Here is a 22,826-nt window from a genome sequence, read left to right as displayed (position 1 = left end):
GATGCGTTCGAATGCCTGGTGCCAGCGCGGTTCCCTGATTGACGCTATTGCCTTGATCGTCTGGGTCTATAGGCATCGGCTGCTTTGCCTCGATTAACGGGATATACTCCCGCGCTTGTTTCACGCGGAGCCGCATTTGGCGACCAGGGCTACAGGCTCTGTCCAAAGCGGCACGACCGCCTCGTCGCCAATCGCGCGATCCAACGAATTTCAAAGATACGAGAAGCGAACGCCACCATGATGCGCAGCCACTATTGCGGCCAGTTGAACGAAAGCCTGGACGGCCAGGAAATCACGCTTTGCGGTTGGGTACACCGCCGCCGGGACCACGGCGGGGTGATCTTCCTCGACATCCGTGATCGTGAGGGGTTGGCCCAGGTCGTCTTCGATCCGGACCGCGCCGAGACCTTCGCCACGGCGGACAAGGTGCGCAGTGAGTATGTCGTCAGGATTACCGGCAAGGTGCGCCTGCGCCCGGCCGGTGCGGTCAATCCGAACATGGCGTCCGGTGCCATCGAGGTGCTGGGCTACGAGCTCGAAGTGCTGAACGATGCGGAAACCCCGCCGTTCCCTCTGAACGAATACAGTGATGTCGGTGAGGAAACTCGCCTGCGGTACCGCTTCATCGACCTGCGGCGTCCGGAGATGGCGGAGAAGCTCAAGCTGCGTTCGCGTATTACCACCAGCATTCGTCGCTACCTGGACGAGAACGGCTTCCTCGATGTCGAGACGCCCATCCTCACCCGTGCCACCCCTGAAGGCGCACGGGACTATCTGGTGCCCAGCCGTACCCATCCCGGCAGCTTTTTCGCGCTGCCCCAGTCGCCGCAGCTGTTCAAGCAGTTGCTGATGGTCGCTGGCTTCGATCGCTACTACCAGATCGCCAAGTGCTTCCGCGACGAAGATCTGCGCGCCGACCGTCAGCCGGAATTTACCCAGATCGACATCGAGACCAGCTTCCTCGACGAGTCCGACATCATCGGCATTACCGAGGGGATGGTGCGCAAGCTGTTCAAGGAAGTCCTGGGCGTCGAGTTCGGTGAGTTCCCGCACATGCCCTTCGAGGAGGCCATGCGCCGGTACGGTTCGGACAAGCCGGACCTGCGTATCCCGCTGGAGCTGGTCGATGTCGCTGACCAACTGCAGGAAGTCGAGTTCAAGGTCTTCGCCGGCCCGGCCAACGATCCCAAGTGCCGCGTAGCCGCGCTGCGGGTACCGGGCGGGGCGAGCATGCCGCGCAAGCAGATCGACGATTACACCAAGTTCGTCGGCATCTATGGTGCGAAGGGCCTGGCTTACATCAAGGTCAACGAGCGTGCCAAGGGCGTCGAGGGTCTGCAGTCACCGATCGTCAAGAACATTCCGGAGGACAAGCTCACTGTCATCCTCGATCGCGTGGGTGCGGTCGATGGCGACATCGTGTTCTTCGGTGCCGACAAGGCCAAGATCGTTTCCGAAGCGCTCGGTGCGCTTCGCATCAAGCTCGGCCATGACCTCAATCTGCTTACCTGTGAGTGGGCACCGATGTGGGTCGTGGATTTCCCGATGTTCGAAGAGAACGACGACGGCTCGTTGAGCGCGCTGCACCATCCCTTCACCGCACCGAAGTGCACACCTGAGGTGCTGGAGGCCAATCCCGCCGCCGCGCTGTCGCGCGCATACGACATGGTGCTTAACGGCACCGAGCTCGGCGGCGGCTCGATTCGTATCCACCGCAAGGAAATGCAGCAGACGGTGTTCCGCATCCTCGGCATCGACGAAGCAGAGCAGAACGAGAAGTTCGGCTTCCTGCTCGATGCTCTGAAGTTCGGTGCGCCGCCGCACGGTGGTCTGGCGTTCGGTCTCGATCGCCTGGTGATGCTGATGACAGGTGCGCAATCGATCCGCGAAGTCATTGCCTTCCCGAAAACCCAGAGCGCCGCGGACGTGATGACCCAGGCGCCGGGTGCGGTTGATGCCAAGGCGTTGCGCGAGCTGCACATTCGTCTGCGCGAGCAGCCGAAAGCCGAATGATGATGGCCGGAGCCCAGGGAGACCTGGGCTCTTGGTTTGAGCATGTTGAAAAGTTGATCGCAAAGGGAGGCAGTTAATGGCTGGGCATTCCAAATGGGCCAACATCAAGCATCGCAAGGGGCGCCAGGACGCCAAGCGCGGCAAGATTTTCACCAAGCTGATCCGCGAGCTGACTGTCGCCGCCAAGAGCGGGGCGGTCCCTGCCGATAACCCGCGCCTGCGCCTGGCCGTGGACAAGGCCCTGGTTGCGAACATGTCCCGCGACGTGATCGATCGCGCCATCGCGCGCGGTGCCGGCAACAACGAAGCCGACAACGTCGTCGAGCTGACCTACGAAGGGTATGCACCGAGTGGCGTTGCGCTCATCGTCGAGGCCATGACCGACAACCGCAATCGTACGGCTGCCGAGGTGCGCCATGCCTTCAGCAAGCACGGTGGAAACCTGGGTACTGACGGCTCGGTGGCGTACATGTTCGACCGAAAGGGCCAGATCAGCTTTGCTGCCGGCGTGGATGAGGACGCCCTGATGGAGGCGGCGCTCGAAGCCGGCGCTGACGATGTGGAAATGGGCGAGGACGGTTCGGCGCTGGTTTCCACCAGCTTCACCGAGTTCCATGCGGTGAACGAAGCCTTGAGCGCGGCAGGCTTCAAGAGCGAGGAGGCGGATATTGCCATGATCCCGTCCATCGCCGCGCCTGTCGCTGACCTGGAAACTGCGCAGAAGGTGTTGCGCCTGATCGATGCGCTGGAAGACCTCGACGACGTGCAGAACGTCTATCACAACGCCGAAATCCCGGATGAGATCATGGAGCAACTGGACTGAGCCATCTCGCCGGGTATCGAGCCGGAAGTCGCCTCGGGTGCTTCCGGCTTTTTTCTTGAGGCTCGAACGACCTCGCATTGCATGGCTGGCTGCGTCGCGCTCATCTCCTTATACTGGCGCCTGGATAAATAGACAGTACGGCGGCGGCATGACGCTCATCCTTGGCATCGACCCTGGCTCGCGGATTACAGGCTACGGCGTGGTGCGTGACAACGGTCGAACCTGTGAATACGTCGCGTCCGGCTGCATCCGCACCGGCAGTGGCCTGCTCGCCGAGCGCCTGCAAGCAGTGTTCGAGGGGGTCGGTGAGGTGATTCGCCTGCACGGGCCGGTCACCATGGGCATCGAGCAGGTTTTCATGGCCCGCAACGCCGACTCCGCGCTCAAGCTTGGGCAGGCCCGCGGCGCGGCCATCGTCGCTGCGACGCAACAGGGGTTGCAGATTTCCGAGTACACCGCCACCCAGGTCAAGCAGGCCATCGCCGGTACGGGCGGTGCCGACAAGCAGCAGGTCCAGCTGATGGTGATGCACCTGTTGAAACTGACTCAGAAACCGCAGATTGATGCGTCCGACGCGCTGGCTATTGCGCTGTGCCACGCGCATCACCGACAAAGCCTGATTCCGCATGGCCTGGCTGGAGCCAAACGACGAGGCGGGCGCTTGCGGCTTTGATCCACGAGGCACTGGCGCGTGCCAGATGAACAACCTGGCGAGCCGCACGTGCTCGTCGCAAGAGGATGCATGACAGTGATCGGACGTTTGCGCGGAACGCTGGCGGAGAAACAGCCGCCTCACCTGATTCTCGACCTCAACGGCGTGGGCTACGAGGTGGAAGTCCCCATGACTACGCTCTACCGCTTGCCGGCGGTCGGTGAACCGGTAACCCTGCATACTCACCTGGTGGTGCGGGAGGACGCGCATCTGCTCTACGGCTTCGCGGAAAAGCGCGACCGCGAGCTGTTCCGCGAGTTGATCCGGCTCAACGGGGTGGGTCCGAAGCTGGCACTGGCGCTCATGTCCGGTCTTGAAGTCGATGAGCTGGTGCGTTGCGTTCAGGCGCAGGATACTTCCGTGCTGGTCAAGATACCCGGCGTCGGCAAAAAGACCGCCGAGCGCTTGTTGGTGGAATTGAAGGACCGTTTCAAGGCGTGGGAAACCATGCCGTCCATCGCTACGTTGGTGGTGGAACCCCGCGGAACTGTGGCAGTCTCAAGCGCCGAGAACGACGCCGTCAGCGCATTGATATCCCTTGGCTTCAAGCCGCAAGAGGCGAGCCGTGCAGTAGCCGCCGTACAGGAAGAAGATTTGAGCAGTGAAGATCTGATTCGCCGTGCCCTCAAGGGGATGGTCTAGCGTGGACGTGCTTTTCATCGAGCGTAAGCGAGGGGCGCATCCTGTCCATGGCGAGCGCACAAGAGGCGTCGCGCCATGATCGAAGCCGATCGTCTCGTGACCGCTGGCGGTCGTGACCGCGAGGAACAGTTCGACAGGGCGATACGCCCCGTCAGCCTGGGCGACTACATCGGCCAGCCCGTGGTCCGCGAACAGATGGACCTTTTTATCAAGGCTGCCCGTGGGCGCAACGAGGCCCTGGATCACACGCTGATCTTCGGGCCTCCCGGCCTCGGCAAGACCACACTCGCCAACATCATCGCCCAGGAAATGGGCGTCTCGATCAAGAGCACCTCCGGCCCGGTGCTGGAGCGGCCTGGCGATCTTGCAGCGCTGCTGACGAATCTCGAGGACGGCGACGTGCTGTTCGTCGACGAGATTCATCGCCTCTCGCCTATCGTGGAGGAAGTCCTATATCCCGCAATGGAGGACTTCCAGCTCGACATCATGATCGGCGAAGGCCCGGCGGCCCGCTCCATCAAGCTCGATTTGCCGCCCTTCACCCTGGTCGGCGCGACGACGCGGGCCGGGATGCTGACCAATCCATTGCGCGACCGCTTCGGCATTGTCCAGCGACTCGAGTTCTACTCCACGCAGGATCTGGCCACCATCGTCAGTCGTTCGGCCGGCATCCTTGGTTTGTCCATCGAGGCCGAAGGGGCATTCGAGATCGCACGTCGCGCGCGTGGCACGCCTCGTATCGCCAACCGGCTGCTGCGGCGCGTGCGGGATTTCGCCCAGGTACGCAGTGATGGACAGATCACGCGTGCCACGGCCGATCAGGCCTTGAACATGCTCGACGTCGATGAGCGTGGTCTCGATCATCAGGATCGTCGCCTGCTGTTGACGTTGATCGAGAAGTTCGACGGCGGCCCGGTCGGCATCGAAAGCCTTGCCGCTGCGATCAGTGAAGAGCGCCACACGATCGAGGACGTTCTCGAGCCTTACCTGATCCAGCAGGGCTACATCATGCGCACACCGCGGGGGCGGGTGGTGACCCGTCATGCCTACCTGCACTTCGGGCTGAATCTGCCGCGGCGCATGGGCGAATCCCCGGTGGCCGACCTCTTCGATGGCGACACACAGTGACAAAAATATTGTTGTCCGACCCAATTGGCATTTGCGAAGGCTGGCACTAGTATGCGCGCGGAATCACATGCTCAACCGTTCAGTCATCGCTGCCGTGTCTACTACGAGGACACCGATGCGGGCGGCATCGTCTACTACGTCAATTACCTCAAGTTCATGGAGCGGGCCCGTACCGAACGGTTGCGCAGCCTGGGTTTCGCCCAGTCGCAGCTGGTCGGCGAAGACCTGCTTTTCGTCGTGCATTCGAGCGAGGCGCGTTATCTGTCGCCGGCGCGCCTGGACGACGAACTGCTGGTAAGCGCCGACGTGATCGAGATTAAGCGTGCAAGCCTGCGTTTCCGCCAGCAGGTAAGGCGAGCGGGTGATGGCGAGCTGCTCTGTGAAGGGCGGTTTCTGGTTGCCTGTGTACGTGCCAAGAGTTTGAAACCCCGTCCCATTCCCGAATCGCTGCGAGCGGCGTTCGTCGAGTCGGGTCTACCCCCAGCAGGAGAGTAAGCGTGGAAGCCAACGTCGATCACATGTCCATGTGGAGCCTTATCAGTAATGCCAGCTTCGTCGTGCAGCTGGTGATGCTGATCCTGGTGGGCGCCTCGGTGACCTCATGGATCCTGATTTTCCAGCGCACCAATATGCTGCGCGCCGCCAAGCGTGCGCTTGACGGTTTCGAAGAGCGCTTCTGGTCCGGTATCGACTTGTCCAAGCTGTATCGCCAGGCTGGTAGCAACCCGGATCCGGACTCGGGAGTCGAGCAGATTTTTCGCGCGGGCTTCAAGGAATTTTCCCGCCTGCGGCAGCAGCAGGGCGTTGACCCCGATGCGGTGATGGACGGCGTGAACCGGGCCATGCGAGTGGCGATTTCCCGAGAGGAAGAAAAGCTCGATCAGAGTCTGCCATTCCTGGCGACTGTCGGCTCGACGAGCCCCTACATCGGCCTGTTCGGTACGGTCTGGGGCATCATGAATTCCTTCCGAGGACTGGCGCAGGTCCAGCAGGCGACGCTGGCGACCGTTGCCCCGGGTATCGCCGAGGCTCTCATTGCCACGGCGATCGGTCTGTTCGCAGCGATTCCCGCCGTCATTGCCTATAACCGCTTCTCAGCGCGTGGGGAGTTGCTCATCGGGCGCTATTACACCTTCGCTGACGAATTCCAGGCGATCCTGCATCGCAAAGTTCACACCACCGAAGATTGAGGCCCACCGGCCATGGCAAGAATCCGCAACAGACGCAAGCCCGTCGCCGAGATGAACGTGGTGCCCTACATCGACGTGATGCTGGTCCTGCTCGTCATCTTCATGGTGACCGCGCCGATGCTCAACCAAGGGGTCAAGGTCGACCTGCCGAAAGTCAGCAGTGAGGCGCTTCCGCAGGATAACAATGCTCGAGTGCTCACCATCTCGATCAAGGCGGACAAGAGCTACTACTGGAACATCGGCAGCGAAGTCGACACCGACACGGTTCAGGATCAGGCCTTGACGCTCGAAGACATGACCCGCGCCGTCACGGCGATCATGAATCAGAACCGCAGTCAGGGGCAGCAGATTCAGGTGTTCGTGCGTGGTGACAAGGCGGTCGACTACGGCTCCGTGATGGCGGCCATGGGTGGGCTGCAGGAAGCGGGTGTCGGCAACGTCGGCCTGATCACCGAGGCCCCCTGATGCAACAGCCGGAACGTTCACGGTCTGAAAGCTACTACTGGCCGACCATCCTTGCGGTCGGGCTGCACGTCATCATCTTCGCCATGCTGTTCGTCAGCTTCGCGATGACGCCAGACTTGCCGCCATCCAAGCCGATCGTGCAGGCCACGCTTTACCAGCTCAAGTCTCAGAGTCAGGCCAAGACTCAGACGAACCAGAAGATTGCCGGCGAGGCGCAGAAGACCTCCGCCAAGCAGTACGAAGCCGAGCAGATGGAGCAGCGCAAGGTCGAGCAGCAACGGCAGGCCGCCGCCCAGGCTGCGGAACAAAAGAAGGCGGAAGAGGCTCGAAAGGCCGAGGTAGCCAAGGCGCAGGCGGCGAAAGCGGCTGAGGCGAAAAAGGCTGAGGAGACCAGGAAGGCTGCCGAGCAGAAAAAGCAGGCTGAAATCGCCAAGAAGAAGGCCGCAGATGAAGCGGCGAAAAAGAAAGCGGACGACGAAGCGAAAAAGAAAGCCGCAGCGGAAGCCGCCAAGAAGAAAGCGGCCGAAGAAGCGAAGAAAAAAGCTGCGGCCGAGGCGGCGAAAAAGAAAGCGGCCGAAGAGGCCAAGAAAAAGGCTGCTGCCGAAGCGGCACGCAAAGCGGCAGAGGACAAGAAGGCTCAGGCGTTGGCTGAGCTGCTCTCGGAAGATACCCAGCGGCAGCAGGCGATGGCTGATACCCAAGGCGATCAAGTCGCCGGCGACTTCGACGATCTGATTCGGATGCGCGCCGCGGAGGGCTGGACACGACCGCCGTCGGCACGTAACAACATGTCGGTGTCGCTGCGGGTGAACATGCTGCCCGACGGGACCATCACCGCCGTAAGCGTTTCCCGTTCGAGTGGCGATACACCTTTTGACAATTCCGCGGTTGCCGCGGTGAAGAACATTGGTCGGCTGACCGAGATGCAGGGGCTCTCTGCTCAGGAATTTCAGCCGTATCGCTCGTTCACGATGACATTCACGCCTGAGGATCTTGCGTTGTGATCAATTACCTTCGAGGTTTCGTCGTTCTTCTTGCATTCGCGTTGGGAACCGCGTCTGCGCAGGAGAAGAACATCGTGGTGACCAGTGGCTCCGATCGGGCGATCCCTATCGCGGTGGTGCCTTTCGGCTGGCAGGGCGGGAGTCTCCTTCCGGAAGACATGGCCGAGATCGTCGGCAATGACATGCGCAACACTGGAATCTTCCAGCCCATCCCTAAGCAGAACATGATCAGCCTGCCGACCCGCGGCAGCGAAATCATCTTCCGTGACTGGAAGGCTCTTGGCGCCCAGTACGTTGTGGTGGGCAATATCGAGCCATCCGGTGGCAAGCTCCAGGTCCGCTACGAGGTGTTCAACGTCAACACCGAGCAGCAGGTCATGAACGGCAGCGTCGGAGGCAGCCCGGAGCAGCTGCGCGACATGGCGCATTACGTGGCCGATCAGTCCTTCGAAAAGCTGACCGGTATCAAGGGGGCCTTCTCCACGCGGCTGCTGTACGTGACGGCCGAGCGCTTGGGCGGCGCGAATACCCGCTATACGCTGCAGCGTTCGGACTATGATGGCGCCAGGGCCGTGACCCTGCTGCAATCCCGCGAACCGATCCTGTCACCGCGCTATTCCCCGGATGGCCGTCGCATCGCTTACGTATCGTTCGAGCAGAAGCGTCCACGCATTTTCATTCAGCACGTCGATACGGGGCGTCGCGAACAGATCACCAATTTCGAGGGCTTGAACGGCGCACCGGCCTTCTCTCCGGACGGCAACCGCCTCGCGTTCGTGCTCTCGAAGGATGGCAACCCGGAGGTCTACGTGATGGATCTGGGGTCACGCCAGCTCCAGCGTCTGACGAATCATTACGCGATCGACACCGAGCCGTTCTGGGGTGCCGATGGGCAGACCATCTACTTTACCTCCGACCGTGCCGGCAAGCCGCAGATCTACAAGCAGCGGCTGGGTGGCAATAATGCAGAGCGGGTCACGTTCGTCGGTAACTACAACGCCAATCCGAAACTATCGGCTGATGAAAAGACTCTTGTAATGATTCATCGTCAGGAGGGTTACACCAACTTCAAGGTGGCGGCGCAGGATCTTCAGCGCGGCAACCTTCGACTGCTTTCGGACACGAGTTTAGATGAGTCGCCCACTGTTGCGCCTAATGGCACCATGCTAATCTACGCGACCCGCCAGCAGGGCCGGGGAGTCTTGATGCTCGTATCAATCAATGGTCGAGTTAGGCTCCCGCTTCCTACTGCTCAAGGCGAAGTCCGTGAGCCATCGTGGTCCCCTTACCTGAACTGATGCGGTACAACTGCTTTACCTAACCAAAAACACACCTGGGGTTGTTACACATGGAAATGCTGAAATTCGGTAAGTTCGCTGCGCTGGCTCTGGCTATGGCCGTAGCCGTAGGTTGTTCGTCCAAGGGCGGCGACGATTCCGGCGAAGGCTCTACTGCTGTCGATCCGAACGCTGGCTACGGCGCTGACAGTGGTGCCGTCGACGGCAGCATGAGCGAAGAAGCCGCTCTGCGCGCTATCACCACCTTCTACTTCGAGTACGACAGCTCCGATCTGAAGCCGGAAGCCATGCGCGCTCTGGACGTTCATGCCAAGGACCTGAAGTCCGCTGGCAATCGCGTCGTACTGGAAGGCCACACCGACGAGCGTGGTACTCGCGAGTACAACATGGCTCTGGGCGAGCGTCGCTCGAAGGCCGTTCAGCGTTATCTGGTCCTGCAAGGCGTATCGCCTGCTCAGCTGGAGCTGGTTTCCTACGGCGAAGAGCGTCCGGTGGCCATGGGTAACGACGAGCAGTCGTGGGCTCAGAACCGTCGCGTAGAGCTGCGTAAGTAATAGCCATGCTCAAGCACCGTTACGCTCTGCCGCTCTTGGCGCTTGGCCTGCCGTTATTTGCGGCGGCTCAGGTTCCGGTTGTGGAATACGACTCGCAAACCGCTGGTGACGCGCCGTCGGGTTACTCGGCCGGGGCGGATAATAACGGTGCCTACGCGGGAGGCGGGGCTGCTGCTCCGTCTTCCGCACAGGGCATGCTCTTCGTGCAGTTGCAGCAGATGCAGGAAGAGATTGCGCAATTGCGCGGCATGCTCGAAGTGCAGGAGAACGAAATCCAGCGCCTCAAACAGGAAGGGCTGGAGCGTTACCAAGATCTGGATCGTCGTCTGTCCGATATGTCGGCGGGTGGGGGTTCCAGTCAGAATGCTTCTGCCAGCGGCAACACGGCCGCTGGTCCGGCGCAAGCATCGAACGATGCGGTTGCGCAAGAGTCGGGTTCAGGTGAGTCCTCTGACCCGGAGAAAGAAAAGCTGTATTACGATGCGGCGTTCGATCTCATCAAGGCGAAGGATTTCGACAAGGCCAGCCAGGCTTTCGCTGCGTTCCTGCGCAAGTACCCGAGCAGCCCCTACGCGGGAAACGCCCAGTACTGGTTGGGTGAGGTCAACCTTGCCAAGGGCGATCTGCAGGCGGCGGGTCAGGCGTTCGCGAAGGTGAGTCAGGCCTATCCTCAGCACAACAAGGTCCCGGATTCGCTGTACAAGCTCGCGGATGTCGAGCTTCGTTTGGGTAACCGAGACAAGGCTAACGGGATTCTCCGGCAGGTAATTGCGGACTTTCCGAACAGCTCTGCCGCCCAATTGGCGCAGCGGCAATTGAGCCGCTGATCGCAGAGCTCAGGCTTTTCAATAAAACCCGCCCAATGGCGGGTTTTTTCGTTAAAATCGCGCCCCCTTTCCCGCAACGGAGGCGGATGGCCTGTTTAGCCGTCACGCCCGTGGCTGATATGCACCATACCCTGCGAATATCCGAGATTTTCTACTCGCTGCAGGGGGAAACGCGCACCAGTGGCCTGCCCACCGTGTTCGTTCGCCTGACCGGCTGTCCCCTGCGCTGTCAATATTGCGATACGGCCTATGCCTTCAGCGGCGGCGAGCTGATGGGAATCGATGCGATTCTCGAGCGGATCGCATCCTTCAATCCACGTTACGTCTGTGTGACGGGTGGGGAGCCGTTGGCCCAGCCCAATTGCGCGGAGCTGTTGCGTCACTTGTGTGACTCAGGCTATGAGGTCTCGCTGGAAACCAGCGGTGCGCTGGATATTTCAGTAGCGGACGCCCGCGTCAGTCGCGTGGTCGATCTGAAAACTCCGGGATCGGCCGAAGCGCACCGCAATCGTTACGAGAACGTCGCGCTGTTGACGCCTAATGACCAGGTCAAGTTCGTGATCTGTTCTCGCGAGGACTACCACTGGGCTGTGTCCAAGCTCATCGAGTACGGCCTCGAGAAGCGGGCAGGCGAAGTGTTGTTTTCGCCGAGCCACGGCCAGATCGATGCGCGCGAACTTGCCGACTGGATCGTGCAGGACAACCTGCCCGTCAGGCTTCAGCTTCAACTGCACAAGATTCTCTGGAACGATGCGCGCGGGCGTTGATGCCTGCGCCTGCCATGTTGCGCTAAGGTGTTCTCTCGACAAGGTAGAAGGATATGAGTGAAAAGAAGGCAGTTGTCTTGCTCTCGGGCGGGCTCGACTCGGCCACGGTCGTGGCGATGGCGCGGGCTGAAGGATACGTTTGCTACACGATGAGCTTCGATTACGGCCAGCGTCATCGCGCCGAGCTGCAGGCGGCCGAGCGAGTGGCCCGGCAGCTTGGCGTCGTCGAGCACAAGGTGATCGGTATGAATCTCAACGGGATCGGTGGATCGGCACTGACCGATACGACGATCGCCGTGCCGGAGGCCGCCGTCGAAGGTATCCCGGTGACTTACGTTCCGGCGCGCAACACGCTGTTCCTGTCGTTGGCGCTTGGCTGGGCCGAGGTGTTGGGCGCGCGCGACATCTTCATCGGTGTTAATGCAGTCGACTATTCCGGGTATCCCGATTGCCGTCCCGAGTTCATCGCGGCCTTCGAGCGGCTTGCCAATCTGGCGACCAAGGCAGGCGTGGAAGGCCAGGGGTTTCGTATTCGCGCTCCGCTGCAGAGCCTGAGCAAGGCCGAGATCGTGCTGGCCGGAACTCGACTCGGCGTCGATTACGGTACGACGGTATCCTGCTACCAGGCCGATGATGATGGGCGCGCCTGCGGTAAGTGTGACAGCTGCCGGCTACGTGCCGCAGGCTTCGCTGACGCCGGGCTGGCCGATCCGACCCGTTATGCCTGAAATCAAAAAATAGTTTGAATTCCTGAATCAAATCAGTATCATGCGCCCCGCATTGGGTCGTTAGCTCAGTTGGTAGAGCAGTTGGCTTTTAACCAATTGGTCGTAGGTTCGAATCCTACACGACCCACCATACACACCCCGTCGAGGGGAAATAGCCGGACGACCTTCAGGTCATCCGGTTTTTTTATGTCTGCAGTTTATAAAGCTGAAAAAAGACCCTGCGAGACGGTAATCAAGGCTTATTCCTCTACGACCTTGGTATGTGACCCGAGCGTCTTTAAACGTACTAGACTGCCACCTTCCGATTTCACAGTGGTTCGAGGCTCAAATGTATTCTGATCGCATCCGCCTGTCCTCCCTGCATAGCAAGGTCATGAGCGCCGACGAGGCTGCTACCCATGTAGTCGACGGCATGACTGTCGGCATGAGCGGTTTTACCCGCGCCGGCGAAGCCAAGGCAGTCCCGATGGCGCTGATCAAGCGCGCCAAGGACAAGCCGCTGAAAATCAGTCTTATCACCGGTGCCAGCCTCGGCAATGACCTGGACGGCCTGATGGCCGAAGCCGGTCTGCTGGCGCGCCGGATGCCGTTCCAGGCGGATGCAGCGTTGCGCAAAGCGATCAACGGCGGCGAGGTCATGTTCATCGACCAGCACCTGTCGCATACCGTCGAGCAGATGCGTAACCATCAGATCAAGAAACCGGATCTGGCCATCATCGAAGCGGTCGCCATCACCGAGCAGGGGCACATCGTCCCCACGACCTCGGTAGGCAACTCGGCCAACCTCGCGCTGTTCGCCGACAAGGTGATTATCGAACTGAACATGGCGCATAACCCGAATCTGGAAGGTCTGCACGACATCTACATTCCGGGCGAGCGTCCGAACCGTCAGCCGATTCCGTTGATGAAGGTCGATGACCGTATCGGTGTTTCCGCCATTCCGGTCGATCCGGCCAAGATTGCCGCGATCGTCATCACCGACCAGCCGGATTCGTACTCCACCGTCACGCCGCCGGACGACGAGACCCAGGCCATCGCCAACCATCTGATCCATTTCTTCAAGAAGGAAGTGGATGCGGGTCGCCTGAGCAACAGCCTCGGACCGCTGCAGGCGGGGATCGGCAACATCGCCAACGCGGTGATGTGCGGCCTGATCGACTCGCCGTTCGAAAACCTGGTCATGTACTCCGAAGTGCTGCAAGACTCCACCTTCGAGCTGATCGACGCCGGCAAGATGGTCTTTGCGTCGGGCTGCTCCATCACCCTGTCGCAGCGCTGCAATGACCGGGTGTTTGGCAATCTGGAAAAGTACAAGGACAAGCTGGTGCTGCGTCCGCAGGAAATCTCCAACCATCCGGAGCTGGTGCGTCGTATCGGCATCATCGGCATCAACACCGCACTCGAGTTCGATATCTACGGCAACGTGAACTCCACACATGTCGGTGGCACGAAGATGATGAATGGCATTGGCGGCTCGGGTGACTTCGCCCGTAACGCACACATGGCCATCTTCGTTACCAAGTCGATTGCCAAGGGTGGCGCGATTTCCAGCGTGGTGCCGATGGTGGCGCATGTTGACCATACCGAGCATGACGTCAGCATCCTGGTGACCGAGCAGGGTCTGGCCGATCTGCGGGGCCTGGCACCGCGTGAGCGCGCGCGTGTCATTATCGACAACTGCGTGCATCCGTCCTATCGCGACGCACTCAACGCCTACTTCGAAGCCGCGTGCAAAAAAGGCGGGCAGACACCGCATCTGCTGCACGATGCGATGGACTGGCATACCAACTTGGAAGAACGCGGCCACATGCTCAAGGGCAAGTGACCCCAGAGCCCGCCGGTGCCAGCCGGCGGGCTTTTTTGTTGCCCCTCCCTGTCACGCTCCTCCTGATCGCCCCCTCTGCTTCCCAACGCCTGAACGCTTCGGCTAGTATTCCGCCCCCTTGAACGGGGCTGCGGACGTTCGTCTCATGCCGTATCCCTCCTTTTTGCTGCGACCGATAGGCCTGTTGTCAAAGGCTATAATCGGCGACCCGTGCATCACGTGTGCTTGCAGGAACCGCGACATGACGCAGATACCCGAACGCATCCTCGTACAGGCCCACCTGGCCGCGAAGCAGCCCCAGCCGCTGTCACAGGAGCAGCAGGCGTTGCTGCGTCGCGAGATTGCCGCCGAGTTGGAGCGGCAGAACGCCGTGCTCGTGGCTCACTACTACACCGACCCGGTCATTCAGGCCCTGGCCGAAGAAACCGGTGGTTGCGTTGCGGATTCGCTGGAGATGGCCCGGTTCGGCAACGAGCATGCGGCGCAAACCGTCATCGTGGCCGGCGTCCGATTCATGGGCGAGACGGCCAAGATCCTCAATCCGGAAAAGCGGGTGCTGATGCCGACGCTCGAGGCGACCTGCTCGCTGGATCTGGGGTGTCCGGTCGAGGAGTTCTCACGTTTCTGTGACCAGCACCCCGAGCGCACGGTGGTCGTCTACGCCAATACCTCGGCTGCCGTAAAGGCCCGGGCTGACTGGGTCGTGACTTCCAGTTGTGCTCTCGAGATCGTCGAAAGCCTGATGGACAACGGCGAGAAAATCATCTGGGCGCCAGACAAACACCTGGGTAGCTATGTTCAGCGAGAAACCGGTGCCGACATGCTTCTCTGGGATGGTGCCTGCATCGTCCATGAGGAGTTCAAGGCGAAGCAGCTGGAGGATATGAAGGCGTTGTATCCCGAGGCCGCCGTGCTGGTGCATCCTGAGTCGCCCGAGGCGGTAATCGCGCTGGCTGATGCGGTGGGCTCCACCAGTCAGCTGATCAAGGCAGCGCAGACGCTCGCCAATCCCAGCTTCATCGTGGCAACGGATCGCGGCATCTTCTACAAGATGCAGCAGCTGTGCCCCGACAAGCAATTCATCGAAGCGCCGACCGCAGGCAGCGGGGCGACCTGTCGCAGTTGCGCACACTGCCCCTGGATGGCCATGAATACCCTGGAACGGACCCTTGATTGCCTGCGTACCGGATCGAACGAGATCTTCGTCGATGCGGCGCTGATTCCGCGTGCGGTCAAACCGCTCAAGCGCATGCTGGACTTCACCCAGGCGGCACGCCTCAATCAGGCCGGCAACGCCTGACCGACTGGCGTTTGCCCTCCGTATTGGAGAGCGCGGCAGTCGTCAGCGCAGCATTTCCTCGACCATGCGTTTTTCGTCTCTGAGCTGTTGCTGGCGGGCATCGATGCGGGCTGCAGTCTGGAAATTGCCGGAGCGGCGCTTGGCGAAATCCAGTTGTTCGATCGCCTGATCATAGTCACCCACCAGCGCGAAATATTCTGCGCGACCTTCGTGAAGGCCAACGATGTTGCCGGTCAGACCGCGGATTTCCGCAACCTGATACCAGATATCCGGGTCCTTCGGGCGGGCGCTCACCAGTTTGTCGAGCTCCTGCTCGGCTTCCTTCTGTTTGCCTTCCTTCATCAGCAGATCAATGTGGGTCTGGCGGACCGGATAACTGCCAGGATAGAGCGACAACAGACGCTGGGTTCGTTCGCGCGCCGGCGTCAGGCGGTTGCCGGTGATGTCCAGTTCGATCTGTGCCAGGTTGTAAGCGACTTCGTCCGGCTCCTTGGCAAGCAACGTTCTGAGGTTGCTTGCGGCTTCTTCGAGCTGGCCGCTTTTGATCTGGGCGAGCGCCAGCCCGTAGCGCGCCGCATCGAGATTCTCATCATCACTCAACATGGCGCGAAAACGCTTCGCGCTGAGACCGGGCGTCGTCTCGAACTTCAGGTCGGTACGGGCCCGCATGAGCTGATAGCGGAGGCTGTCTTCCACACCGCCGTTGGCGTATTGCTCTGCGCGGTTCTTGGTATCGGCGATCCGTGACTCGGTGACCGGGTGTGTCAGCAGGAATTCCGGCGGCTTCTGGTCGTAGCGATATTGCCGCATCAGGCGGCCGAACATCTGCGGCATGGCGCGAGGATCGTAGCCAGCCCGCTCGAGATTGACGATACCGATTCGGTCAGCTTCCTGCTCGTTCTGCCGGGAAAAGCGGCGTTGTGCCTGGATCGCGGCCGCCTGGCTCGACACGATGGCAGCGATGCCCGCATCACCGGCACCGGCGGCGGCGGCCACCACACCGGCGAGCATGGCGGCCATCAAGGGCAGTTGCATGCGTTTCTGAGCCTCCAGACCGCGCGCGAAATGGCGCTGCGACAGGTGGGCCAGTTCGTGGGCGAGCACCGAGGCGTACTCTGCTTCGGTCTCGGCATGCAGGAACAATCCGCCGTTCACGCCGATGATGCCACCGGGAGCGGCGAAAGCGTTCAGCTCCTTGCTGTCGAGCAGAACGAATTCCAGTCGACGGTCTTGCAGCTGGCTGGTTTCGGCGAGCCGGTACACGCTGCGCTCGAGGAACTCCTTGAGCTGTGGGTCGGAGAGCTGCGGGACCTGCCCGCGCAGCAGGCTCAGCCATGCCCGGCCGAGTTGATGTTCCTGTTCCGGCGAGACGATGCCGGAGCTTGAGTCGCCCAGGGAGGGAAGGTCGTTGGCAATGGCCGGCTGCCCGAGCAGGCAGGCCAGTGTCAGCAGGGTGGGGCGCAGCAGTTTCATCCAGACTGGCTCATCGTTGCGGGAGCGCTACTGTAGCCTTGTGCTCGGGTAGCTGGCCAGAGCCGGGCAGGGCTCGGTATCCTGCCGGGCTTTCAAGGAGACGACGATGACTGAAGTGCACACCAAAGAGCCGCCCTGCGACGCGGAACTCGACGCGGCCGGACTGGAGTGCCCCATGCCGCTGCTAAAGGCCAAGCTGGAACTTAATCGGCTGGCCAGCGGAGAGGTGCTGAAGGTGACGGCAACGGACCCCGGTTCACAGCGGGATTTTCACAGCTTCGCCAAGCTGGCGGGCCATACGATGTTGCATGAAGAAACCGCCGACGGCGTGTTTCGCTACTGGCTGCGCAAGGCCTGAAGGCAGATGAGGACTCACGATGCTCAACGTTTTGCGCGGTTGGATCCACCGCTATTTTTCTGATGAAGAGGCCGTCGTCCTCGCCGTGCTGCTGGTGGCGGCTTTTGCGATTGTCCTGACGCTTGGCGGGATGCTCGCGCCGGTGATCGCCGGTCTGGTGCTTGCCTATCTCATGCAGGGGCTGGTCGGTGCGCTGGAGCGCAAGCGGGTACCGCACCTCGTTGCGGTCTGGCTCGTGTTCCTGATGTTCGTGGGCGCGCTCACGGTGTGCCTGTTGTTCCTGGTGCCACTGGTCTGGCAGCAGGTGTTGACGCTGTTCAACGAGTTGCCGCGCATGCTGGTCGAGTGGCAGTCGCTGCTGCTCTTGCTGCCCGAGCGTTATCCGCAACTGCTCACCGAGGAGCAGGTACGGCGCGGAATCGATGTCATGCGCGGCGAGATCGGACGCTATGGCCAGATTGTGCTGACGTCGTCGCTGTCGAGCCTGCCGCTGCTGATCAGCCTGCTGATCTACCTGATTCTCGTGCCGATCCTGGTGTTCTTCTTTCTGAAGGATCGTCAGCAGATCAGTGACTGGCTCAGCGGCTATCTGCCGCGTGAGCGAACGCTGATCACGCAGGTGTCGCAGGAAATGAACCTGCAGATCGCCAACTACATCCGCGGCAAGGCGATCGAGATCCTGATCTGTGGTGTGGTGTCCTATGCGGTGTTCGCGGCGTTGGAGCTGAATTACGCCGCGCTGCTCGCGCTGCTGGTAGGCGTGTCGGTGGTGGTGCCCTATATCGGGGCCACCCTGGTAACCATCCCGATCGCGCTGATTGGCTTGTTCCAGTGGGGGCTTGGCGATCAGTTCATCTATCTGATGGTGGCCTACGCAATCATCCAGGCGCTCGACGGCAACGTGCTAGTGCCGCTTCTGTTCTCCGAGGCCGTCAACCTCCACCCGGTGGCGATTATCTGCTCGGTCCTGCTGTTCGGCGGATTGTGGGGCTTCTGGGGCGTGTTCTTCGCGATTCCGCTGGCGACACTGTTCAAGGCGGTGCTGTATGCCTGGCCCCGGCGCGCGGCGGCGCCGATCGTCGACGGTTAGAGTGGCGTTTGGGCTCCGGCACTGGGCATCTCACGTTGCCCAGTGCCGGGATGATGGCCGCGCGATCAACTTCTCTGTAGCGATTGCGCCGCCTGTAATACCGCTTCGACGTGGCCTGGTACCTTGACGCCCCGCCACGCCTGGCGGAGAACGCCTTGGTTGTCGATCAGGAAGGTGCTTCGGTCGACGCCGAGGTATTCCTTGCCATAGAGCTTCTTGAGCTTGATCACGTCGAACAGCTGGCAGAGCGCTTCGTCCTTGTCGCTGATGAGCTCGAACGGGAAGCCCTGCTTGGCCTTGAAGTTCTCATGCGTCCGAAGGCTGTCCCGTGACACGCCGAACACCTGAGTGTCAGCGGCCAGAAAGGCTTCATGCAGATCGCGGAAACCCTGGCCTTGGGTGGTGCAGCCCGGCGTGTTGTCCTTTGGATAGAAGTAGATGACCGTCTGCTTGCCCTTCAAGGTGTCTTGCGTCACCTGCACGCCGCTTGTGGCCTGGGCCACGAAGGGTGGAATGGGTTGGTCGATCTCCACAGCCATGAGCTTGATTTCCTTCTTCAAGGGTTCTGGGGGCGCCAGGGCTCAATCAGTGCGTCCAGGTTCAGCGCATCGGCGAAATCGAGGAACTGATCTCGCAACCAGCTGATCTGGGTCCCGGCAGGCAGCGTGACAGTCAGCGTCGCGTTGAGCATGGTGCCGCCGGTCTGAGGGGCCTGGTAGGTGTCGCATGTGAGGCTTTCCAGTTCGACGCGATGATCGATGAAGAACTGGCAGAGCTCGTTGAGGATGTCCGGCCGGTAGACGGAGCTGACGTACGCCACGTACGGCAAGGCCTGGGGTCGGGTTTCCAGTGCCTCGCTACGCACGACGTTGGTGGTGAAGTCGTGCTTCTTCGCCAGGCCGGGCAATGCCGTTTCCATGCGGGCCAGGGCGTCCCAGGTCCCGGTCACCTCCAACACGAGCGCACAGCACTCGCCGTGCCGCGTCAGGCGGGTGCTGACCACGGCGCAGCGATTCTCGTGGCTGGCTTTGCAGAGCACGTTGGTGAGCTCCATTGGACTTTTGCCCAAGGCGCTGATGACGAGAAACTGTTCACGAGGTACGGGGGGGAGGGGCATGCAGCGTTCCTGGCAAGATGAATCGGGCGGCTAGCCAAGCCGAAAACGGCTAAGGGTAGCGGAAAGCACCGCGCGAAGGAATGCACGTCGGCCGGTCGCGCGACGAAGCCAACCGCTCGGCATCGCTACAGGATGCCTCCGGCGTACTCGCAAAGCGCAATGGAGCCTTGTACCATTACGCCTCTCTTTTTCCGGCAGGAGTGGTTGCATGATTGCGGGCAGTATGGTGGCGCTGGTCACTCCCATGGATGCGCAAGGCGGTCTCGATTGGGAAAGCCTGGCCAAACTGGTCGACTTCCACTTGCAGGAAGGGACCAACGCAATCGTCGCTGTCGGGACCACGGGCGAATCCGCCACCCTCGAAGTGCCTGAGCATATCGAAGTGATCCGGCGTGTGGTCGATCAGGTCAACGGGCGTATTCCCGTGATCGCCGGTACGGGGGCCAACTCCACCCGCGAAGCGGTCGAATTGACCGAAAACGCCAAGGCGGCGGGCGCCGATGCCTGCCTGTTGGTCACGCCCTACTACAACAAACCGACCCAGGAAGGGCTGTATCAGCACTTCCGGCACATCGCCGAAGCGGTCGCCATCCCGCAGATTCTCTATAACGTTCCGGGCCGGACGGCGTGCGACATGCTGCCCGAGACTGTCGAGCGGCTGTCCACGGTGGCGAACATCATCGGTATCAAGGAGGCCACGGGCGACCTCAAGCGCGGGCGTGAAGTGCTCGACCGTGTGGGTCAGGACTTCCTCGTCTATTCCGGTGATGATGCGACCGCCGTTGAGCTGATGCTCATGGGCGGCAAGGGCAACATCTCGGTAACGGCGAACGTCGCCCCGCGCGCGATGAGCGAGCTCTGCGCCGCGGCGATTGCCGGTGATGCCGAGAAGGCGCGGGCGATCAATGCCCTGTTGATGCCGTTGCACCAGATGCTGTTCATCGAGGCCAACCCGATCCCGGTCAAGTGGGCGCTCCATGAAATGGGTCTGATGCCCGAAGGCATCCGCCTGCCGTTGACCTGGCTGAGCCAGCATTGCCAGGAGCCACTGCGCCAGGCCATGCGCCAGTCCGGTGTGCTGGCCTGAACCAATTCCGGTGTACGGGTTTAACAATGAAGGAACACGCATGAAGCGACTGGCCGGACTCTCGACGCTAGCCCTGATCATCTCTGCCACCAGCGGTTGCGGCTGGCTGTGGGGCGACGACGGATATTTCCGTGACCGCGGAAGTGACTACCTGCAGGCGCAACAGGTGCCGCCGATGCAGGTGCCGGCAGGCGCCAATTTGCGCCCCATCGAACCTTTGCTGCCGATTCCGCAGCAAGTGGCTGACAGCCGAGCCAGTGGCGACTACGAAGTGCCGCGCCCGCAGCGGCTGGTGGCCGCCGAGACGGCCAGCGATTTCAGCCTGCAGACCTCCGAGGATGGTCGTTGGCTGGTTGCGTTGCGCTCTCCATCCGAAACCTACACCGCGGTTCGCCAGTTCTTTACCGACAACGGCTTCCAGATCGACGAGGAGCGTCCTCAAACGGGTGAGTTCACCACCGCCTGGCAGACGCGCGACCAGCTGGCGCCCGGCCTGGTGCGCAACCTTGGACTGGGTGAGGGCGAGACGCGTGTTCGTGTGCGTGTCGAGCCGGGTGTGCAGCGCCAGACCAGCGAAGTGTCGCTGCTCAGCGTGCAACGACCGGCAGGCAACAATGCCGACGTCGCCTGGCCGGAGCGTACCGCCAACGCTGAACTTGATCGCGTGTTGCTCGACGAAATGCAGACCGCGCTCGTCAGCCGCGCGGACCAGGGTGGTTCCACCTCGCTGCTGGCCGAACGCGAATTCGACGCGCCAAGCCGCGTGACCCTGAGTGAAGCCGGCAGCGGCAGCCCCGTCTTGCAGCTGGACACCGATTTCAATCGGGCCTGGTCCAGCGTCGGTCGCGCACTCAGCGCCAGCGATATTCTGGTCGAAGACCTTGATCGCAGCCTGGGCGTCTACTATGTCAACCTGTCGGAAGGCGCTGAGAAGCCAGACGACAAGCCGGGCTTCTTCGCCAGGCTGTTTGGCAGCGCGCCGGACCGCGAGGAAATCGAAGCGCGTGCCGAGCGCTATCAGGTGCGCCTGACGACCGTGAATGGAGGTGTTCAGGTGACGCTGGACAAGGATCTGGACACCGTCGCCCCGGAAGATGTCGCCCGGCGCGTACTCACGATGCTGCGCGACAACCTGGGCTGAGCCACACGCCGACAACCCCGCAACCAATCCAGGCGAAGCCATCCGGTTTCGCCTGTTTTGTTTAATGACAGGCCCGACCGCCGCGCCCTGCGGCGCCTGGGTTCGCCAGAGCGAGAATCCCATGACAGCTAAAGCCCTCAGCCTGAAAAAGCTCTACTCCGGCAAGGTTCGCGACCTCTACGAAATTGACGACAAGCGCATGCTCATGGTCGCAACCGATCGTTTGTCGGCCTTCGATGTGATCCTGGACCAGCCGATACCCGACAAGGGCAAGATCCTAACGGCGATCTCGAATTTCTGGTTCGCCAAACTGGCTGACCTGGTGCCCAATCACTTCACTGGCGATCGCGTGGAGGACGTCGTCCCGGCTGCCGAGCTGCCGCTGGTCGACGGACGCGCCGTCGTCGCCAAGCGTCTGAAGCCGGTTGCGGTGGAGGCCATCGTTCGGGGCTATCTGGCTGGCTCGGGCTGGAAGGAGTACCAGAAGAGCGGCACCGTCTGCGGCATCGCGCTGCCTGACGGACTGAAGGAGGCCGCCAAACTTCCGCAGCCAATCTTCACACCCTCGACCAAAGCAGCCGTAGGCGATCACGACGAGAACATCTCGTTCGAGCAGTGCGAAGCCATCATCGGCAAGGCACTGGCGGCTCAGGTCCGTGACACTTCCATTGCGCTGTACAGCGCAGCCGTGGAGTACGCCGCGACCCGGGGCATCATCATCGCCGATACCAAATTCGAGTTCGGCCTCGATGAAGACGGCACCCTGACCCTAATGGATGAAGTGCTGACGCCTGACTCAAGCCGCTTCTGGCCGGCGGACAGCTACCGGGTTGGAAGCAATCCGCCCAGTTTCGACAAGCAATTCGTCAGAGACTGGCTGGAATCCACCGGTTGGAACAAGGAACCGCCAGCACCGCGCCTGCCCGCAGACGTTGCGCAAAAGACGGCGGACAAGTACCGCGAGGCCTTGACCCGACTGACAGCCTGAGCCCGGCCCGAGCTGGGGATGCCAGGCGGGGTCCCCGCCGCAACAGGCTGAAAATCGAGAAAAAAGCGCACTTCTGGGGTTCGACAAACGCGTCCGAGCTGCTATGATGCGCGCCGCTGGAGAGATGCCGGAGTGGCCGAACGGGACGGATTCGAAATCCGTTGTACCCTCGCGGGTACCTAGGGTTCAAATCCCTATCTCTCCGCCATTATTTATGCTTGAAAAGAAGCCCCGCCGCGCCAAGCGCAGCGGGGCTTTTTCGTTTCTGGTGATCCGCTCAGGGCAAATTACCTCGC

The 22,826-nt window shown here is 61.3% G+C and carries 24 protein-coding genes and 2 tRNA genes; 23 read left to right on the top strand and 3 right to left on the bottom strand.

Going from position 1 to position 22,826, the window contains the following annotated elements:
• The first annotated feature begins 237 nt into the window (after nucleotides 1–237).
• The 17 genes from aspS (at nucleotide 238) to nadA (ending at nucleotide 15,276) form a co-directional block, all read left to right on the top strand.
• Entirely contained in the window at nucleotides 238–2,013 is a 1,776-nt protein-coding gene (gene aspS, locus MST27_RS04605) for an aspartate--tRNA ligase (protein WP_243604829.1), read from the top strand.
• Nucleotides 2,014–2,089: 76 nt separating this feature from the next.
• Nucleotides 2,090–2,836 (top strand): YebC/PmpR family DNA-binding transcriptional regulator, encoded by a 747-nt coding sequence (locus MST27_RS04600; RefSeq protein ID WP_243604828.1) that lies wholly within the window; start codon nucleotides 2,090–2,092, stop codon nucleotides 2,834–2,836.
• A 148-nt stretch (nucleotides 2,837–2,984) separates the two neighbouring features.
• Entirely contained in the window at nucleotides 2,985–3,509 is a 525-nt protein-coding gene (ruvC, locus tag MST27_RS04595) for a crossover junction endodeoxyribonuclease RuvC (protein ID WP_243604827.1), read from the top strand.
• Nucleotides 3,510–3,584: 75 nt separating this feature from the next.
• Nucleotides 3,585–4,190: a Holliday junction branch migration protein RuvA gene (gene ruvA, locus MST27_RS04590; RefSeq protein ID WP_243604826.1), complete on the top strand. Its 606-nt coding sequence runs from the start codon at nucleotides 3,585–3,587 to the stop codon at nucleotides 4,188–4,190.
• Between the two features lie 75 nt (nucleotides 4,191–4,265).
• Nucleotides 4,266–5,318, top strand: a complete 1,053-nt coding sequence (gene ruvB / locus MST27_RS04585; protein WP_243604825.1) for a Holliday junction branch migration DNA helicase RuvB — start codon at nucleotides 4,266–4,268, stop codon at nucleotides 5,316–5,318.
• A gap of 51 nt (nucleotides 5,319–5,369) precedes the next feature.
• Nucleotides 5,370–5,813 carry a tol-pal system-associated acyl-CoA thioesterase gene (ybgC, locus tag MST27_RS04580; protein ID WP_243604824.1) on the top strand — a complete coding sequence of 148 codons (444 nt, stop codon included), beginning with the start codon at nucleotides 5,370–5,372 and terminating at the stop codon, nucleotides 5,811–5,813.
• 2 nt (nucleotides 5,814–5,815) lie between these two features.
• Nucleotides 5,816–6,508, top strand: a complete 693-nt coding sequence (gene tolQ, locus MST27_RS04575) for a protein TolQ (RefSeq protein ID WP_243604823.1) — start codon at nucleotides 5,816–5,818, stop codon at nucleotides 6,506–6,508.
• 12 nt (nucleotides 6,509–6,520) lie between these two features.
• Nucleotides 6,521–6,973, top strand: coding sequence for a protein TolR (gene tolR, locus MST27_RS04570; protein ID WP_243604822.1), 453 nt, complete (start codon nucleotides 6,521–6,523; stop codon nucleotides 6,971–6,973).
• Nucleotides 6,973–7,977: a cell envelope integrity protein TolA gene (gene tolA / locus MST27_RS04565; RefSeq protein WP_243604821.1), complete on the top strand. Its 1,005-nt coding sequence runs from the start codon at nucleotides 6,973–6,975 to the stop codon at nucleotides 7,975–7,977. Before tolR ends, tolA begins: the two co-directional genes overlap by 1 nt.
• Nucleotides 7,974–9,275 (top strand): Tol-Pal system beta propeller repeat protein TolB, encoded by a 1,302-nt coding sequence (gene tolB, locus MST27_RS04560; protein ID WP_243604820.1) that lies wholly within the window; start codon nucleotides 7,974–7,976, stop codon nucleotides 9,273–9,275. Before tolA ends, tolB begins: the two co-directional genes overlap by 4 nt.
• Before the next feature lie 50 nt (nucleotides 9,276–9,325).
• Complete coding sequence (gene pal / locus MST27_RS04555; RefSeq protein WP_243604819.1) at nucleotides 9,326–9,829, top strand: peptidoglycan-associated lipoprotein Pal; 504 nt, start codon at nucleotides 9,326–9,328, stop codon at nucleotides 9,827–9,829.
• Nucleotides 9,830–9,834: 5 nt separating this feature from the next.
• Nucleotides 9,835–10,656, top strand: coding sequence for a tol-pal system protein YbgF (ybgF, locus tag MST27_RS04550; protein WP_243604818.1), 822 nt, complete (start codon nucleotides 9,835–9,837; stop codon nucleotides 10,654–10,656).
• Between the two features lie 119 nt (nucleotides 10,657–10,775).
• Complete coding sequence (gene queE, locus MST27_RS04545; RefSeq protein WP_243605052.1) at nucleotides 10,776–11,423, top strand: 7-carboxy-7-deazaguanine synthase QueE; 648 nt, start codon at nucleotides 10,776–10,778, stop codon at nucleotides 11,421–11,423.
• Between the two features lie 53 nt (nucleotides 11,424–11,476).
• Nucleotides 11,477–12,151: a 7-cyano-7-deazaguanine synthase QueC gene (gene queC / locus MST27_RS04540; RefSeq protein WP_243604817.1), complete on the top strand. Its 675-nt coding sequence runs from the start codon at nucleotides 11,477–11,479 to the stop codon at nucleotides 12,149–12,151.
• A gap of 54 nt (nucleotides 12,152–12,205) precedes the next feature.
• Nucleotides 12,206–12,281 (top strand) — tRNA-Lys (locus MST27_RS04535).
• Between the two features lie 198 nt (nucleotides 12,282–12,479).
• The gene (locus MST27_RS04530) at nucleotides 12,480–13,976 is read left to right on the top strand and encodes an acetyl-CoA hydrolase/transferase family protein (RefSeq protein ID WP_243604816.1); all 1,497 of its coding nucleotides are present in this window, start codon (nucleotides 12,480–12,482) and stop codon (nucleotides 13,974–13,976) included.
• A gap of 241 nt (nucleotides 13,977–14,217) precedes the next feature.
• Nucleotides 14,218–15,276: a quinolinate synthase NadA gene (gene nadA, locus MST27_RS04525; protein WP_243604815.1), complete on the top strand. Its 1,059-nt coding sequence runs from the start codon at nucleotides 14,218–14,220 to the stop codon at nucleotides 15,274–15,276.
• A 42-nt stretch (nucleotides 15,277–15,318) separates the two neighbouring features.
• On the opposite strand, the gene MST27_RS04520 is transcribed toward nadA, so the two are convergent.
• A complete protein-coding gene (locus MST27_RS04520) occupies nucleotides 15,319–16,749 on the bottom strand; it encodes a M48 family metalloprotease (protein WP_243604814.1) in 1,431 nt (476 codons plus the stop codon).
• A 106-nt stretch (nucleotides 16,750–16,855) separates the two neighbouring features.
• On the opposite strand from MST27_RS04520, the gene MST27_RS04515 reads away from it, so the two are divergent.
• Both MST27_RS04515 and MST27_RS04510 read left to right on the top strand, forming a co-directional pair.
• Entirely contained in the window at nucleotides 16,856–17,107 is a 252-nt protein-coding gene (locus MST27_RS04515) for a sulfurtransferase TusA family protein (RefSeq protein ID WP_243604813.1), read from the top strand.
• A gap of 19 nt (nucleotides 17,108–17,126) precedes the next feature.
• On the top strand, nucleotides 17,127–18,197 hold the full coding sequence (locus tag MST27_RS04510; RefSeq protein WP_243604812.1) for an AI-2E family transporter: 1,071 nt from the start codon (nucleotides 17,127–17,129) through the stop codon (nucleotides 18,195–18,197).
• Between the two features lie 65 nt (nucleotides 18,198–18,262).
• Here the strand turns inward: MST27_RS04510 and MST27_RS04505 are convergent, their stop codons facing one another.
• Both MST27_RS04505 and MST27_RS04500 read right to left on the bottom strand, forming a co-directional pair.
• Nucleotides 18,263–18,736, bottom strand: coding sequence for a peroxiredoxin (locus MST27_RS04505; RefSeq protein WP_243604811.1), 474 nt, complete (start codon nucleotides 18,734–18,736; stop codon nucleotides 18,263–18,265).
• A 17-nt stretch (nucleotides 18,737–18,753) separates the two neighbouring features.
• Nucleotides 18,754–19,314 (bottom strand): glycine cleavage system transcriptional repressor, encoded by a 561-nt coding sequence (locus MST27_RS04500; protein WP_243604810.1) that lies wholly within the window; start codon nucleotides 19,312–19,314, stop codon nucleotides 18,754–18,756.
• Between the two features lie 208 nt (nucleotides 19,315–19,522).
• Here MST27_RS04500 and dapA point away from each other — a divergent pair, with 208 nt between their 5' ends.
• The 4 genes from dapA to MST27_RS04480 all read left to right on the top strand — a co-directional run bounded on the left by dapA (nucleotide 19,523) and on the right by MST27_RS04480 (nucleotide 22,738).
• Nucleotides 19,523–20,401 (top strand): 4-hydroxy-tetrahydrodipicolinate synthase, encoded by an 879-nt coding sequence (gene dapA, locus MST27_RS04495; protein ID WP_243604809.1) that lies wholly within the window; start codon nucleotides 19,523–19,525, stop codon nucleotides 20,399–20,401.
• Between the two features lie 40 nt (nucleotides 20,402–20,441).
• Nucleotides 20,442–21,542, top strand: a complete 1,101-nt coding sequence (gene bamC, locus MST27_RS04490; RefSeq protein ID WP_243604808.1) for an outer membrane protein assembly factor BamC — start codon at nucleotides 20,442–20,444, stop codon at nucleotides 21,540–21,542.
• Between the two features lie 121 nt (nucleotides 21,543–21,663).
• On the top strand, nucleotides 21,664–22,530 hold the full coding sequence (locus MST27_RS04485) for a phosphoribosylaminoimidazolesuccinocarboxamide synthase (protein WP_243604807.1): 867 nt from the start codon (nucleotides 21,664–21,666) through the stop codon (nucleotides 22,528–22,530).
• 118 nt (nucleotides 22,531–22,648) lie between these two features.
• Nucleotides 22,649–22,738, top strand: a tRNA-Ser gene (locus MST27_RS04480).
• The last annotated feature ends 88 nt before the right edge of the window (nucleotides 22,739–22,826 follow it).

It is taken from the genome of Stutzerimonas marianensis (assembly GCF_022810315.1).
GTDB lineage: Bacteria > Pseudomonadota > Gammaproteobacteria > Pseudomonadales > Pseudomonadaceae > Stutzerimonas > Stutzerimonas marianensis.
The sequence above is the reverse complement of the archived record's forward strand: the minus strand, read 5'-3'. Positions and strand labels throughout refer to the sequence as shown.